The following is a 15,959-nucleotide window of genomic DNA, read 5'->3' on the forward strand; positions in this document are numbered from 1 at the left end:
GGACTAACCGCCTACCGTTATGGCAGTACCCATAATGTAATTATAGCAGTTTTTGACAGATTTTTCCATATTTTTAGATGTAACTTTCATTTCCATTTTCTTTATTTTTAAACTTATAGACTTCAATCGGTTTAAAGTCTATCTGCCTGCAACCAATCAGCTGCACATTGTGTAATGTCTTTTATTTTTTCCAAACAAAATTACCCCACTATTAAAAACTGTATAACAGCTTCCATGTACCGGGTATCCTCCGATACATTTTCCGGATTTTTCGACTTTCTTAGGTTAATCAAAAATTGTGTTACTTTAAAATCGCACAAAAGCAAAGGAATTTTATGCAAAATCAGGTTTTTAATTCAAAGAAGAAAGGAGACGCAGCGGATCGTATTTTAAATCCGCTGCTGATAAACACAAAATGAAAGAAATAAACAATATAGCAGATACAACCGGTCGTGCAACATACCAGTCTTCTCCAACAAAGATTTCTCCGGCTATGGAGCAATTATATTTTGAGATGGAGGATAAAGAGCATGTGTTCCAAATAGGACTTAAAACCATACTTGAATGTATCCTTTTTGGAGCAAAGGAAAAACAACTGCCAGATCTTCCACTTTCATGGTATACTGAGGTGTGTAGCAGGTATGATATTCCTATGTCGGAGTTATTTGGAGAAGATTAGGAATTGGGAAGGAAATGAATATGCCAACATCAACATTCGGAAAACAATTTGAAGTCAGACATGAAAAAGCTGCGGATTTAGTAAAAGAAATGTCTAAATCAGTGACTCCCACGCTGAAACAGGACTTTCATTCCAATATGGTGTTTTTACATCAAAATACTAGATTAAAAGAAAGTCTTATCCGGGCATTAAACGTAAGATGATATAAAAATCCTACATTAACAAGGGTACTGCTCATAATGATGCACGGAATGATAGCTGCAACTGTCAGCTTATGCAGTCGGAAATGGCTATTGTTTTTTATGTAATGAAATATCTGAATCAGAAGAAAGCCTGACATGAGTAAATGGCTAACTCCGTATTTTCAGATATTTGCATTGGTTTATCCGACTGCCACTAAGTAGTATCACAGTATCTCATCCCAAATCATAATGCAGTACCCTTGACTGGATTATATCATAAGTTTTTCTTGGTTTCTATAAATGAATGATGGATAGGCATTTATTTGCACTGGCAATACACAAAAAAATGATGTATTAAAAAGTGTTGTACAAAGATGTGACAAATGATAAGATATAGTTATAAAAGTCATTAAGTAAAGGGTTATAGAAAAATCTATGGCTCTTTTTTTTGAAAAAATATAAGAAGAAATAGAGATTTAGAAACTATGTTGATAGAAGAATTAGGAATCCCACTAAAAAAGAAAGAGATTTAAAATAAAAAAGGCAGAATGTTTTGGCACTGCACAGCTCCATCAGTTAAGAGAGCGTGTTAGTCGGGTACCTATCAGTCCTATTATATTTCAAGGATCATGGAATTTCCTAACAACTATAAAAGAATTCAGTTACTAGTGGATAAAATGTTTTTGTATTGAAAAAGTGTACGGTGAATGATAATATATAATTAAAAATGAACAAGAACTAAAAAATACATTTTTAAAATGCATAATTATTTGTGATTATAGGAAGAAAGAAATAGAGAATATAAGATAGCACACATCAGATTCGGAACAATAAAAAGGCAATAGAATACAAAAGTATCCTATATACAAAGATCACGATAGAAGGAGGAACGGGTTGAAATCATATATTATGTATACCGGATACCAACCCAAAATATAAAAATGATCATAGTACCGGAAAAAGAGGCGTTGATTCGTAAATTTGCAGGGAGAAAAATCAGATTTTATAGAAAAAAAGCAAAAATGACGCAGGATGAATTTGGCATACGTCTTGCAAAAGAGTTAGGAAAAAAGGCGGATATCCAGGCAACAACGATTTCAAATTGGGAATACGGAAGAGTTCCCATTCGTAATCTTGAAGCAATTGCAAAAGTATTAAATGTAACAGTGGATGATCTGATTCCGGGGGAAGAGGAGTTTGAAGAAGAATTGGGAACTAAAAAACTTACAGAACAGGAAGATGTCAGTCTGACATTGACTGATGAAAAATACAAGCTGCAATCAAATTTCCGTTTACCGGTTTCCGTTGAAGAGTTAGAACGCTATGATGGAGAACCTGTGTGGGTTAGAAGCAGAAATTCAATGTATAGTGGGAAATGGGGAATTGTAGATGCACTTCGTCAAACAATTGTTTTTAAAAAAGGAGTTTATACGAAATTTTCGGACATTGATGGTATCATATACCGTTTTCCTCAGCCGTTTTCACTTCCGGTAGATGCAATAGGCAGACCTTTAGCAGTATCAGAGGTAAGAAAAAGTATAGAACCAATCTGGGTTGAAATAATTAGTAGTGATATGACAGAGAAAATATTGATGAAAGGCTGGTACGAGTATTATCACAATTCTGATTGTGTATCGAATAATTCCGGTTCCATTCTTTCTCTATCGCTATATGGAAAAACATGGGTTGCATTCACAGACCCATGTAAAGCAGATGAAGATTAATCTGTTAAAAAATCACGAAAGGACTGCAATTACAAAGTTGCAGTCCTTTTTACATTTATTATCACTATAGAAAAGAGAAGTTTTACTTACCTTCTATGTACCACATAATGGTTATCCTCCATCAGCTTCACAGCCTTTTCAAGAGCATCCTCTTCATAGAACTCAATCTGGAGCACACCGTCCTCATATTCCCGGTTGTGCAAAATTCCGATATTTTTAATACTGATATTGTGGCTTGCCATAATGGTAGCTAAAGTGGCAATGGCACCGGCTTCATCGACAAGATCGCAGTAGACACTGTAATTTTTCTGCAAAGAACCACGGACAGGGGTTGTGATGGAATCACGGTAATCCTTGGCATTTCGGAAAAAAGAAATAATGTCATCGGACTTTGCATCTGCAACAGAAGAGCGGATATTTTGTAATGCATGGATATAGCAATCCGTCAGTTTTAAAATCTGTTCCTGATTGGATAAACAGATATTCTGCCACATCACAGGAGAAGAAGAGGCAATGCGCGTAATATCCTTAAAGCCGCCGGCTGCAATTGTACGCATTGTTTCCTGTTCATCATCTAAATCCGAAACTAAATTGACCAGACTAGAAGCAATAATATGCGGAAGATGACTGATCGCAGCCGTTGCAAAATCATGCTTTTCATAGTCCAGGATCATAGGCACCGAGCCTAAGGATTTGACCAGAGCATGAAAATCTTCAAGCTGTGCAGGTGCTGTCTTAGCCGTCGGGGTGATGATATAGTAGGCGTTTTCCAAAAGATATTCCGTAGCATTAAAAAAACCTGTTTTTTCGGAACCGCACATCGGATGACCGCCAATAAAATTCGCTTCTATATCCAGAGCAGTTACAGCTTTGTGGATATCGCTTTTGACACTGCCGACATCGGTAATGATACAGGAGGGTTTGATGACAGATTTTAATTCCTTTAAATAAATAAGATTCTGCTGCACCGGAGTACAGAGAAAAATGTAGTCACAGTCAGCAAAATCCGAGAGTGGCAGCAGCGTATCATTCTCGATGGTGCCAAAATCGTGTGCTTCCTGAATGGTGTCAGCATGTCTGGCAGTAGCGATCAGGGTTGTGTCTGGATATTTTTTCTTTATGGTCTTAGCAATAGAGCCGCCGATCAGTCCAAGACCGATAAAACCAACTTTTTCAAAAGACATTACAGTGTCCTCCCGGATAATTCAATGTAAGGCTTGATATTGTTCATCACCGAATCGAATTGTTCAAAGTTCAAAGACTGCGGGCCGTCGGAAAGGGCATGGGCAGGATCATTGTGAACTTCGATCATCAGACCGTCTGCACCGCAGGCGATGGCAGCCTTGGCAAGTGGCTCCACATAAGCACGGACACCGGTGGCATGACTAGGGTCAACAATGACCGGAAGGTGTGTTTTTTCTTTTAAAACGCAGACAGCACTTAAGTCTAAAGTGTTGCGTGTAGCGGTTTCAAAAGTACGGATTCCGCGCTCACAAAGGGCAACTTTGGAATTTCCGGCAGCCATGATATATTCAGCAGCATTGAGCCATTCATCGATCGTAGCAGAAAGACCACGCTTTAACAGTACCGGCATACCGGTGCGTCCAACCTCTTTTAAGAGTTCAAAATTCTGCATATTTCTGGCACCGACCTGCAGCATGGAAACATACTGTTCCGCAGATTCTACGGCGTGGGCGCTGGTTACCTCACAAATAGTTGCCAATCCGGTTTCTTTTGCGGCAGTCTGCATATATTTTAAACCTTCTACTTCCAGTCCCTGGAAAGAGTATGGGGAAGTACGCGGCTTATAAGCACCGCCACGGAGGATCGTTGCGCCGGATTTTTTAACGGCATGGGCAATCTTTAAAAGCTGTTCCTCTGTCTCTACGGCACATGGTCCGGACATGATCGTAATGTTGTTTGGACCGATCTTAGTGCTGCCAACGGAGAATTCCATCGGTTCCGGGTGGAACTTCTTATTAGACAGCTTATAGCTTTCCGTGATCGGGACAATTTTTTCCACGGAAGGGAGAGCACAGATAGCATTGGTGTCTAACTTGGATTTGTCGCCGACAACACCGATGATCAGCACTTCCTCGCCCTGGGAAAGATGCGTATGTAAGCCTTTTTCCTCAATTTTTGTAATAATCTTTTTGACGGCGGATTCTTCCGCGTTTGGTTTCATAACAATAATCATAATCGTACCTCTTCTTCTATAAAATAAATCATAAACTAAACATATCATACTATGAAATTTTTAAAAACGCAACACTTCAACGCGTTTAAGTGCTAAAATATTTTTGGAAAATGATTGTTAAAATAATAACATGAAAAATAAATTGTGAAAAATAAATAAAAGACTTGAGAATAATCAGAAAATTTTGTAAAATATAGATATCGGTAATGAGAAGTTGCCAAGATTAGTTTAAGGGAGGATTTTTATATGAATGTTTACACAACTGACAAAATTCGGAACGTAGTTCTTCTGGGGCATGGTGGAGCCGGAAAAACATCCCTGGTAGAAGCAATGGCATATTTATCCGGCATTACAAATCGTATGGGAAAAATCAGTGATGGAAATACTATCAGTGATTATGATAAAGAAGAGACAAAGCGTCTGTTTTCCATTAATACATCTGTAGTTCCAATTATCTGGGACGATGTAAAGATCAACATATTAGATACTCCTGGTTATTTCGATTTTGTAGGCGAGGTAGAAGAAGCAGTGAGTGCCGCTGATGCAGCGATTATCGTAGTATCAGGAAAGAACGGAATTGAAGTAGGAACGAAAAAAGCATGGGAAATCTGTGAAAAATATAAATTGCCACGTATGGTATTCGTAACCGATATGGACATAGACAACGCAAGCTACCGTCAGGTCGTAACGGATCTGCAGGAACTTTATGGAAAGAAGATCGCGCCATTCCATCTTCCAATCCGCGAAAACGAAGAGTTTGTGGGTTATGTCAATGTTTTACAGCAGAGAGCAAAACGCTGGACGGCAGACGGAAATGTAGAAAAAACAGAAGTACCGGAATACTCCAAAGAGAATTTAGGTATCTGCAGGGAAGCTTTGATGGAGGCTGTTGCAGAGACCAGTGAGGAGTTCATGGACCGTTACTTCAACGGCGAGGAATTTTCCGAAGATGAGATCCGACAGGCACTCCGTGTCAACGTAGCAGAGGGAAGCATCGTACCGGTGCTGATGGGCTCTAATATTTTAGCACGCGGAATGTATACCTTAATGGTTGATATCGTAAAATATCTGCCAAGTCCTGAAAAACGTGAATGTACCGGAATCAACGCAAAGACAAACGAAGTATATCCGGCAAATTACGATTTTGCAAAACCAAAATCAGCATATGTGTTTAAGACTATTGTGGATCCGTTTATCGGAAAATATTCATTAATTAAAGTAAATTCAGGTGTATTGAAAGCAGACGATGTGCTTTATAATCAGCACAAAGACGTCGAGGAAAAGATCGGAAAACTTTATGTACTCCGTGGAAATAAGCCGGAAGAAGTAACAGAGCTGCATGCGGGAGATATCGGAGCATTGGCAAAACTTTCAAAAGTCACAACAACCGATACTTTATCGACAAAAGCAAATCCGGTCCTGTATATTCGGACGCAAATCTCCACACCATATACATGCATGAGATATAAAGCAAAGAATAAAGGAGATGAAGATAAGATTTCCCAGACTTTGCAAAAACTGATGCAGGAAGATTTAACATTGAAGAATGTCAATGACAGCGAGAACGGACAGACGCTTTTATATGGTATGGGTGACTTGCATTTAGAGGTAACGGCAAGCAAACTCTTAGAGAAATACAAAGTGGAGATTGAACTCACAAAGCCGAAAGTTGCGTTCCGTGAGACCATTCGTAAAAAAGCAGATGTAGAATACAAGTACAAAAAACAGTCCGGAGGACATGGACAGTATGGTCATGTTAAGATGACATTTGAGCCATCCGGAGATTTAGAGACACCATATGTATTCGAGCAGACCGTTGTCGGTGGAGCTGTTCCAAAGAACTATTATCCGGCAGTAGAAAAAGGTCTGGCAGAAGCAGTGTTAAAAGGACCTATGGCAGCATATCCGGTAGTCGGAGTGAAAGCAGTGCTTTATGATGGATCCTATCATCCGGTAGACTCTTCCGAGATGGCATTTAAAACAGCAGCGATCCAGGCATTTAAGAAAGGCTTCATGGAGGCATCTCCGGTACTCTTAGAGCCAATTTCTTCTCTGAAAGTCATTGTTCCGGATAAATATACCGGAGATGTTATGGGAGATTTGAACAAACGCCGGGGCAGAGTTCTTGGAATGAATCCGATCGATGGCGGAAAACAGGAGATTCTTGCAGACGTTCCGACCATGGAACTCTATGGATATACCACAAGTTTGAGAGCGATCACCGGAGGAAGCGGAGACTACTCTTATGAGTTTGCAAGATATGAGCAGGCACCTTCTGATATCCAGGAAAAAGAGATTGAAGCAAGAGCAAATAAAGTAGAAAAAGCAGATTAAAAATAAAGACGGGTTGGAGATAACAGGTGAAGATCAGAAGGCAGAAAGCAGTTGCATGGATTCTGGTTCTGGTTTTCCTGTTAGAAGACCCTGCAGTTGTAAGGGCATATGGATTTCAGGATGGGAAACCACAGGAATTATCCGAAGATAAGAAAAAGTATCCGACAGATATCACAAAAACAGATCATCTGTTTGAGTACCGGATTACCTATGAGTTGAACGGAGGACAGAATTCAGGGAAAAATGCCGAGTCCTATCGCATGGATGATTTACCGCTTACTTTAGAATCGCCAAGGCGGGTAGGATACAACTTTGCAGGATGGTATGCAGACAATTATTTTGAAAAAAAAGTAACAACCATTGAACAGGACATGGTTGGGAATATGGTGCTATATGCAAAATGGACCAGAAAGATCAACGATGTCGAAAATATCAGCAGGTATTCTTATCATACGGATGCGAAACTTGGCAAAGACACCAAGACACTAAAAGACTGCAATTATAAAGTGTTAGACTATGTCAGCATTCCGGGAATGCCCTCGACAAGACAGGAGGACATCAAAACCCGGCGCATTTTAGATGAGGATCAATGTCCGCAGGGACTATGTCTGACAAAAGATTTTATTTTAGTGACGGCATACAGTTGTGATTGGGATGTGTTAGGGTCACTTTATCTGTTTGACAGAAAGAGTGGAGAGTATCTTGCAACACTCGGAATGAAGAGAAACAGCCACTTAGGCGGTGTTGCCTGTGATGGAAAAAATGTATGGATCTGTCATTCCGACAATAGCACCTTAGAAAGGATCCCATATCAGATCCTTGTGGAACTCGCAAAGGAAAAACCAAAAGAATTTATTGACTGTTCAAAGTCCATAGAGGCTTTTCGGGTGAAAAACCGTCCTTCCTGCATCACCTATCATGATGGAAAATTGTGGGTAGCAACGGAAAACGATTTTTTAAAATCCAAAATGATCTCCTATCGCTTTGCGAAAAACGAATTAAAAGAAATGGATTCCTATACGATACCGCCAAAGGTACAGGGGATTGCATTTGCAGACGATGGCAGAGTGTTTTTAAACACTTCGTTAGGAAGGACAAAATCCTCCTTTTTAAGAATATATCACTCGTTAGAAGCCTTGAATGAAAAGCCGACAAAACCGATGCAGAAGGTAGAAATGCCGCCCTGCTCGGAGGAACTTGAGATTTTTGGACAGAATCTCTATATTCTCTTTGAATCTGCGGGACAGAAGTATTATGAAGGAACGGATGGAAAAGGCAACAGTTTGTCGCCATTAGAAAAGATCATATGTATCAGATTACAATCAGTGTAAAAGAGTAAAAACGCAGGGCAGATTTCCTATGAAAATTGGGAATCTGCCCTGTTGTGTTATGGAGCTGTGTGGTGGTCTGAAATTTGCATTTCGGTTTCATGGAAGGACATGTTTTGTGTCCTTGTTTCGTGGGAATACTTGACAAATACTAGGTCTGTGCTAAAATTTTATCTATATGAGCAAAAATAAGAGAAAGTAGAGATTCGTAAGTCATACGAGTTTAGGAGGAACAGGAAAATGTCAGTCAAAGGAACACCATATAATCACAGAGCCATTGAGCAGAAGTGGCAGAAAATCTGGGATGATGAGAAAGCATTTGCAGCAACCGATGATTATTCCAAACCAAAATATTATGCACTGGTAGAGTTCCCATATCCATCAGGACAGGGACTTCATGTAGGTCATCCAAGACCATATACCGCATTAGATATTGTAGCAAGAAAGAGAAGAATGCAGGGTTACAATGTCTTATATCCGATGGGCTGGGATGCATTCGGACTGCCGACAGAGAACTATGCGATTAAAAATAAGATCCATCCAAGGATCGTAACAGAGAATAACGTGAAGCATTTTAAACAGCAGCTTCATTCTTTAGGTTATTCTTTTGACTGGGATCGTGAGATCAATACAACAGACCCGCAGTATTACAAGTGGACACAGTGGATCTTCTTAAAATTATTTAAAGAAGGTTTGGCTTATAAGAGTGAGATGCCGATCAACTGGTGTACATCCTGCAAAGTCGGTCTGGCAAATGAAGAAGTAGTCAACGGAGTCTGCGAGCGTTGTGGAAGTCCGGTAGTACGGAAAGTAAAGAGCCAGTGGATGTTAAAGATCACGGATTACGCTGAAAAACTCTTAGAGGGATTAGAGGACGTAGATTATATTGAGCGTGTCAAAGTTTCACAGAAGAACTGGATCGGAAAAAGCCAGGGTGCAGAGGTAGAATTCCAGGTTGCCGGCAAGGAGGAAAAACTGACCGTGTATACAACCAGACCGGATACTTTGTTCGGAGCAACCTATATGGTAGTATCACCGGAGCATCCGATGTTAGATAAATATAAAGAAGATATTAAGAACTGGGATGCAATTCAGGATTATCGTGAGCAGGCTGCAAAAAAATCTGATTTTGAGCGTTCAGAACTTGCAAAAGAAAAGACAGGTGTGGCAATTGACGGTTTGAGTGCCATTAACCCGGTCAATGAGAAAGAAATCCCGATCTGGGTATCAGACTATGTACTGATGTCTTACGGAACAGGTGCGATCATGGCGGTTCCGGCACACGATACCAGAGACTGGGAGTTTGCAAAAAAATTCGATCTGCCGATCATCGAAGTAGTGGCAGGCGGTGAGAATGTACAGGAAGAGGCATACACCGAGGTGGCTTCCGGAAAACTGATCAACTCCGGATTTTTAGATGGACTTGAAGTAGCAGAAGCAAAGAAAAAAATGATCGCCTTTTTAGAGGAAAAAGGAATTGGAAAGAGCAAGACCAACTTCAAACTGCGTGACTGGGTATTTTCACGTCAGCGTTACTGGGGCGAACCGATCCCAATCGTAAAATGCGAAAAATGTGGTTATGTTCCGCTTCCGGAGAGCGAGCTTCCGTTAGAGCTTCCGGATGTAGACAGCTATATGCCGACAGACAATGGAGAATCTCCATTAGCAGCAATGACAGACTGGGTCAATACCACCTGCCCTTGCTGTGGCGGACCGGCACAGCGTGAGACAGATACCATGCCACAGTGGGCAGGTTCTTCCTGGTATTTCTTACGTTATACAGATCCGAAGAATACAGAGGCATTAGCAAGCAAAGAAGCACTGAAATACTGGCTGCCAGTAGACTGGTATAATGGCGGAATGGAGCATACAACACTGCATCTTCTCTATTCCAGATTCTGGCACAGATTTTTATATGATCAGGGTGTTGTTCCAACAAAGGAGCCATACCAGAAACGTACTTCCCACGGAATGATCTTAGGAGAAAATGGCGAGAAGATGTCTAAATCCCGTGGAAATGTAGTAAATCCGGATGACATTGTCATGGACTACGGCGCAGATACACTTCGTACTTATGAAATGTTCATCGGAGCATTTGATCTGAGCGCTTCCTGGTCTGAAAATGGAGTAAAAGGATGCCGCCGTTTCTTAGACCGTGTATGGAAACTGCAGGAGATTTTAGTAGACGGAAATGAGTACCGCAGTGCATTTGAAACAAAGATGCACCAGACCATCCAGAAAGTAAGCAGTGATTTTGAAAATTTGAAATATAACACGGCGATTGCTGCAATGATGAGTCTGTTAAATGATTTCTATAAAGAGGGATCTATCAACCGTGCAGAATTCAAAACATTTTTAATTCTCTTAAATCCGGTAGCACCTCATATCACGGAAGAAATCTGGGAGAACTGCGGATACGAAGGAAGAGTCTATGCACAGACCTGGCCGGAATTTGATGAGGCAAAGACCGTAGAAGATACGATCGAGCTTCCGGTTCAGATCAACGGCAAGACAAGAGCAGTTGTAACTCTTCCGGCAGATGTAGATAAAGATACTGCAATTGCTGCAGGAAAAGAACTGATCGCAGATAAGCTGACAGGAACGATCGTAAAAGAGATTTACGTTCCGGGAAGAATTATCAATATTGTGCAGAAATAGTTGAAATAAAATATAAGAACATTGCACAGATGAATGTGCATTTGAAAAGACAGAATGGCGTAGTTTAGTGTAGCACTGACTACGCCATTTTACATAGAAATTGTGTAAAGTTAACGTCTTTTCATATTTTTCATCAGTGAGAGGATCATATCCGTCTTTTTTCGTTCCTCCTCTGACATGTTCTGTTTCAGGATATTGATCATCATATCCCGTTCGTTCTCGGAAAACTCAATCCCTTCCTTTTTGGCGGTAGAAGCAGCCTGCGAAAGCTCGGATGCCATTTCTTTTGCGTTGCCGGAATGGTTCTGATTGGCAAACTGCATTAAGAAGTTGAGCTTTTCAGGGGAAATATTTCCCATATTTCCCTGTTTTAATAAATCTGAAATGTCCATTAGATACCTCCTGATCAGCGGAACAATAAGTCATATGCGGAAAAGAGCTGGAACATATTGATAAAGGAATCAAGATTTTCCGCCTCTTTTTCATTGCAGTATGGGCGGATGTCATTCAGCATATTGACCACATTTTCTTCCGGATTTTCCATGGAACATATATTCAGACTGCTGGAGTCGTTTTCAAAAAAGTGTATTGTCTTCTGCAACTCTAAGATTTTGGCAAAAATTGCGAGATTCTTCTGCTGGGGTTCCTGCAGATAGGGAATTGAGGTTTTCAGAATCTGGAGTTCTTTGCTTTGCAGCTGTTCATCGAAAAGTGTTGGTTTCAGTTCGTCGTCCATAAAATCCTGTAGTTACCCTTTTTCTTTCAATATATGCATCAGAAAAAAAGCTATGCAATATTTTGAAGCCTGCATATAGTAACAGTAGGAGCTTTATGCCAAAATCAAGAATAGGAGCAGAAAAATGGGAAAACTGATCATTGACGGAAATAAAGTATATGAGATAGATGAGGAATGTCTTGAGAAAAAACGCCACAAAGAGCAGGAAGAACGAAAAAGAGAATGGGAACAGAAATGGGAGCGAAACCGTGAAAAAAACAGTCAGAACAGTCGTGAGAAGAACCGTAAAGGTGTAAGAGAAATTTTCCGATAAGAAAAACGGGTACTGCATCAGCAGTACCCGTTTCAGACTGTAGACAAAACAGAAAGGCTAGAAGCATCCGCCACCGCATCCGTTGCCACCGCAGCAGAAGAGTAATAAGATTAACCATAAACAGCTGTTGTTGCCGTTATCGCATCCGCCACCGATACCATTGTTGCCGCATCCGCAACAGCATAACAGGATGATCAACCAGATAATAGAGTTGCATCCTCCTTCGTTTTCGCATCCGCATCCACAGTTTGTTGCTGCTAAATCACTCATTTGAAATCCTCCAAATTTTTACTTACACTTCATCATATGTGGGGAACAAAAAAGTGTTACAGGGCAGCCATAAAAAATAATAAAATGTTGACAATACTTGCATAATTGTATACAATTATGCAAGAAGATAAATTGTATACTAAATAAGATCAGGAGGATGAAGATGAAAGCCATCGGAGATATGAGGGAAGTTGTCAAGAATGAAAAGACAAATCTATTACAGTTAGAGGAACATTTTTACCAGTTAAATGATGTGGCAGAGCCAAACGTATTCAGAAATCTGTTTCCATACGATGAAGTGCCTAAGATCGCATTTAATGACCGTATCGTGCCTCATAATATGCCGGAAGAAATCTGGATTACGGATACGACATTCCGGGATGGACAGCAGTCAAGAGCTCCTTACACGGCAGAGCAGATTGTAACAATTTATGATTATCTGCACAGATTAGGCGGACCAAATGGAAAAATCCGTCAGAGTGAATTCTTTTTATATAGTAAAAAAGACAGAGATGCCGTATATAAATGTTTAGAGCGCGGATACAAGTTTCCGGAGGTTACCAGTTGGATTCGTGCCAATAAGAAAGATTTTCAGCTTGTAAAGGATATCGGATTGAGAGAGACAGGAATCTTAGTCAGCTGTTCCGATTATCATATTTTTTATAAAATGCGAATGACAAGAAGAGAGGCAATGAATCAGTATTTAAGTGTCATCCGGGAATGTTTAGAGACCGGTATTTCACCGAGATGTCATTTAGAGGATATCACACGTTCCGATATCTATGGATTTGTCATTCCGTTCTGTTTAGAACTGATGAAGCTGATGGAGGAATATCAGATCCCGATCCGTATCCGTGCCTGTGATACGATGGGTTATGGCGTGAACTTTGCCGGAGCCGTCATACCAAGAAGCGTACAGGGGATCATTTATGGTCTGACCACACATGCAGGTGTGCCAAGTGAACTGATTGAGTGGCATGGACACAATGATTTTTACAAAGCGGTAACCAATTCCACAACCGCATGGCTCTATGGAGCGAGCGGTGTCAACTGTTCCTTATTCGGTATCGGAGAAAGAACCGGAAATACGCCGTTAGAGGCAATGGTATTTGAATATGCACAGCTTCGGGGAAGTTTAGACGGTATGGATACAACCGTGATCACGGAACTTGCAGAGTATTTTGAAAAAGAATTAGGATATGTGATGCCGGACCGTACACCATTCTGCGGAAAGAATTTTAATGTCACAAGAGCGGGAATCCATGCAGATGGCTTATTGAAAAATGAGGAGATTTATAATATATTTGATACGGAGAAATTTTTAAACCGGCCGGTACTGGTATCTGTATCAAACACTTCGGGGTTAGCCGGCATTGCACACTGGATGAATACTTACTATCATTTAGAGGGAGAACGTGCAGTAGATAAGAATTCAGAGTTAGTTCATCTTGTAAAAGAGAAGGTGGATCAACAGTATGATGATGGCAGAGTGACCGTTATGACGGATGCAGAATTGACAGAAATGATAAATGACTGTTGTCAAAAGCTGCAGATTGAATTATAACTATAGGAGGGTTTATAATGAGTGAGGATGGTCATTCCCTGAGTGCGCGTGTGTTTCATACCCTTCGGGAAGAAATTTTATCCGGAAAATATCAAAAAGATGAGGAACTCAAAGAAAAGACGATCGGAGAGGAACTCGGAGTCAGCCGGACACCGGTGCGGGAAGCCTTAAGGCAGTTAGAATTAGAAGGTTTAGTCACGATAATTCCAAACCGGGGAGCTTTTGTGGAGGGAATATCCAAAGATGATATCCAGGACATCTATGAGATCCGTTCCCTTTTAGAAGGACTTTGTGCGAAAAAGGCGGTCACCGGGATCACAGATAAAGAATTAGAAGAATTAGAAGAGAATCTTTATCTTACGGAGTTTCATATCCAAAAAGAACATTTTGAACAGATATTAGAATTAGACAATCGTTTTCATGAGATTTTGTATGAGGCGTCCAAGAGTAAGATGTTAAAACATGTGCTCAGCGATTTCCACCACTATGTGGAACGGGTACGGAAGGTTTCCCTTTCCGGGACAAAACGTGCAAAGGAGTCGAACGAGGAACATAAAAGGATTGTCGAGGCTTTGAAGGCTCATGATGCGGAAAAAGCCCAGCAGCTTGCAAACCAGCATATTATGAACACCATCCACAGCTATGACCGCTACGGATGGGATAAGCTATTAAATATGAACAGTATGGAGGAAGAAATTCATGGAAAAAATTAAGATGGCAACACCGTTAGTTGAGATGGACGGAGATGAAATGACAAGAATCCTGTGGCAGATGATCAAGGATGAACTGTTAAATCCATTCATCGAACTCAATACCGAATATTATGACCTTGGTTTAGAGCATCGTAATGCAACCGACGATCAGGTAACGGTAGATTCCGCAGAAGCGACAAAAAAATATGGAGTTGCCGTAAAATGTGCGACGATCACACCGAATGCAGCCCGTATGGATGAATATGACTTAAAAGAGATGTGGAAAAGTCCAAACGGAACGATCCGTGCGATCTTAGACGGAACCGTATTCCGTACCCCGATCGTAGTAAAGGGAATCGAGCCATGTGTACGCAACTGGAAAAAACCGATCACGATCGCAAGACATGCTTATGGTGATGTATACAAAGGTGTGGAGATGAAGATCCCGGCAGCAGGAAAATGCGAACTTGTATACACAGCAGAGGATGGTACCGAGATGAGAGAGACCATCCATAACTTTACCGGTGCGGGAATCGTACAGGGACAGCACAACGTAAATGCTTCTATTGAGAGCTTTGCAAGAAGCTGCTTTAACTATGCACTGGATCAGAAACAGGATTTATGGTTTGCAACCAAAGATACCATTTCTAAAAAATATGACCATACATTTAAAGATATTTTCCAGGAAATCTTTGATGCAGAATACAAAGAAAAATTCGATGCCGCAGGAATTGAATATTTTTACACATTGATTGACGATGCCGTGGCAAGAGTCATGAAATCAGAGGGCGGTTATATCTGGGCATGCAAGAACTATGACGGAGATGTTATGAGTGATATGGTATCTTCAGCATTCGGTTCTCTTGCAATGATGACTTCCGTATTGGTATCTCCGGACGGATATTACGAGTATGAGGCAGCACACGGTACCGTACAGCGTCATTATTACAAACACTTAAAAGGCGAAGAGACATCTACGAACTCCGTAGCAACTATTTTTGCATGGACGGGAGCACTCAGAAAACGTGGAGAACTTGACAACAATCAGGCATTATCAGACTTTGCGGATAAGTTAGAGAAAGCATGTATTGCAACGATCGAGTCAGGAAAAATGACAAAAGATTTAGCATTGATCACATCTTTAGAAAATGTAACCGTATTAAACAGCGAGAACTTTATCAAAGAGATCCGCAAGACATTAGAAGAGATATTATAAGCGCAGAGAACATAGAAATGATACTTCGAAAAGAGGTGCCCACAGAGGCACCCTTTTTCGGGTAAT

At 40.6% G+C, this 15,959-nt stretch carries 15 protein-coding genes; 10 read left to right on the forward strand and 5 right to left on the reverse strand.

Annotation, left to right across the window (positions count from 1 at the left end; genetic code table 11):
- The first annotated feature begins 415 nt into the window (after positions 1-415).
- From WMO43_RS06795 to WMO43_RS06805, 3 genes are all read left to right on the forward strand, one after another.
- On the forward strand, positions 416-679 hold the full coding sequence (locus WMO43_RS06795) for a hypothetical protein (RefSeq protein WP_353530667.1): 264 nt from the start codon (positions 416-418) through the stop codon (positions 677-679).
- 20 nt (positions 680-699) lie between these two features.
- Positions 700-882 (forward strand): hypothetical protein, encoded by a 183-nt coding sequence (locus WMO43_RS06800; RefSeq protein WP_353530668.1) that lies wholly within the window; start codon positions 700-702, stop codon positions 880-882.
- Positions 883-1,802: 920 nt separating this feature from the next.
- Complete coding sequence (locus WMO43_RS06805) at positions 1,803-2,585, forward strand: helix-turn-helix domain-containing protein (RefSeq protein ID WP_353530669.1); 783 nt, start codon at positions 1,803-1,805, stop codon at positions 2,583-2,585.
- An 86-nt stretch (positions 2,586-2,671) separates the two neighbouring features.
- Here WMO43_RS06805 and WMO43_RS06810 read toward each other — a convergent pair whose 3' ends face one another.
- Both WMO43_RS06810 and aroF read right to left on the reverse strand, forming a co-directional pair.
- The gene (locus WMO43_RS06810; protein ID WP_353530670.1) at positions 2,672-3,769 is read right to left on the reverse strand and encodes a prephenate dehydrogenase; all 1,098 of its coding nucleotides are present in this window, start codon (positions 3,767-3,769) and stop codon (positions 2,672-2,674) included.
- Complete coding sequence (gene aroF, locus WMO43_RS06815; RefSeq protein WP_353530671.1) at positions 3,769-4,782, reverse strand: 3-deoxy-7-phosphoheptulonate synthase; 1,014 nt, start codon at positions 4,780-4,782, stop codon at positions 3,769-3,771. The genes WMO43_RS06810 and aroF overlap by 1 nt, the downstream gene beginning before the upstream one ends.
- 246 nt (positions 4,783-5,028) lie before the next feature.
- On the opposite strand from aroF, the gene WMO43_RS06820 reads away from it, so the two are divergent.
- From WMO43_RS06820 to leuS, 3 genes are all read left to right on the forward strand, one after another.
- Positions 5,029-7,116 carry an elongation factor G gene (locus tag WMO43_RS06820; protein WP_353530672.1) on the forward strand — a complete coding sequence of 696 codons (2,088 nt, stop codon included), beginning with the start codon at positions 5,029-5,031 and terminating at the stop codon, positions 7,114-7,116.
- Between the two features lie 26 nt (positions 7,117-7,142).
- On the forward strand, positions 7,143-8,447 hold the full coding sequence (locus WMO43_RS06825; RefSeq protein WP_353530673.1) for an InlB B-repeat-containing protein: 1,305 nt from the start codon (positions 7,143-7,145) through the stop codon (positions 8,445-8,447).
- Between the two features lie 237 nt (positions 8,448-8,684).
- Positions 8,685-11,102, forward strand: coding sequence for a leucine--tRNA ligase (gene leuS / locus WMO43_RS06830; RefSeq protein ID WP_177962436.1), 2,418 nt, complete (start codon positions 8,685-8,687; stop codon positions 11,100-11,102).
- 110 nt (positions 11,103-11,212) lie between these two features.
- Here the strand turns inward: leuS and WMO43_RS06835 are convergent, their stop codons facing one another.
- Together WMO43_RS06835 and WMO43_RS06840 are read right to left on the reverse strand one after the other, a co-directional pair.
- Positions 11,213-11,494 carry a hypothetical protein gene (locus tag WMO43_RS06835; protein WP_353530674.1) on the reverse strand — a complete coding sequence of 94 codons (282 nt, stop codon included), beginning with the start codon at positions 11,492-11,494 and terminating at the stop codon, positions 11,213-11,215.
- A gap of 14 nt (positions 11,495-11,508) precedes the next feature.
- Positions 11,509-11,838, reverse strand: coding sequence for a hypothetical protein (locus WMO43_RS06840; RefSeq protein ID WP_353530675.1), 330 nt, complete (start codon positions 11,836-11,838; stop codon positions 11,509-11,511).
- Between the two features lie 124 nt (positions 11,839-11,962).
- Between WMO43_RS06840 and WMO43_RS06845 the strand changes: the two genes are divergently transcribed.
- Positions 11,963-12,151 (forward strand): hypothetical protein, encoded by a 189-nt coding sequence (locus WMO43_RS06845; protein WP_353530676.1) that lies wholly within the window; start codon positions 11,963-11,965, stop codon positions 12,149-12,151.
- Positions 12,152-12,208: 57 nt separating this feature from the next.
- On the opposite strand, the gene WMO43_RS06850 is transcribed toward WMO43_RS06845, so the two are convergent.
- Positions 12,209-12,421 (reverse strand): chorion class high-cysteine HCB protein 13, encoded by a 213-nt coding sequence (locus WMO43_RS06850; RefSeq protein WP_177962554.1) that lies wholly within the window; start codon positions 12,419-12,421, stop codon positions 12,209-12,211.
- 181 nt (positions 12,422-12,602) lie between these two features.
- Here WMO43_RS06850 and WMO43_RS06855 point away from each other — a divergent pair, with 181 nt between their 5' ends.
- The 3 genes from WMO43_RS06855 to WMO43_RS06865 are packed head-to-tail and all read left to right on the forward strand — an operon-like array spanning position 12,603 to position 15,893.
- Entirely contained in the window at positions 12,603-13,985 is a 1,383-nt protein-coding gene (locus WMO43_RS06855; protein ID WP_353530790.1) for a hydroxymethylglutaryl-CoA lyase-like TIM-barrel protein, read from the forward strand.
- A 17-nt stretch (positions 13,986-14,002) separates the two neighbouring features.
- Positions 14,003-14,698, forward strand: coding sequence for a GntR family transcriptional regulator (locus WMO43_RS06860; RefSeq protein WP_353530677.1), 696 nt, complete (start codon positions 14,003-14,005; stop codon positions 14,696-14,698).
- Positions 14,685-15,893 (forward strand): NADP-dependent isocitrate dehydrogenase, encoded by a 1,209-nt coding sequence (locus tag WMO43_RS06865; RefSeq protein WP_353530678.1) that lies wholly within the window; start codon positions 14,685-14,687, stop codon positions 15,891-15,893. Before WMO43_RS06860 ends, WMO43_RS06865 begins: the two co-directional genes overlap by 14 nt.
- Positions 15,894-15,959 lie beyond the last annotated feature (66 nt).

Origin of the sequence: Maccoyibacter intestinihominis, assembly GCF_040096355.1 — a bacterium.
Taxonomy (GTDB): domain Bacteria; phylum Bacillota; class Clostridia; order Lachnospirales; family Lachnospiraceae; genus Maccoyibacter; species Maccoyibacter intestinihominis.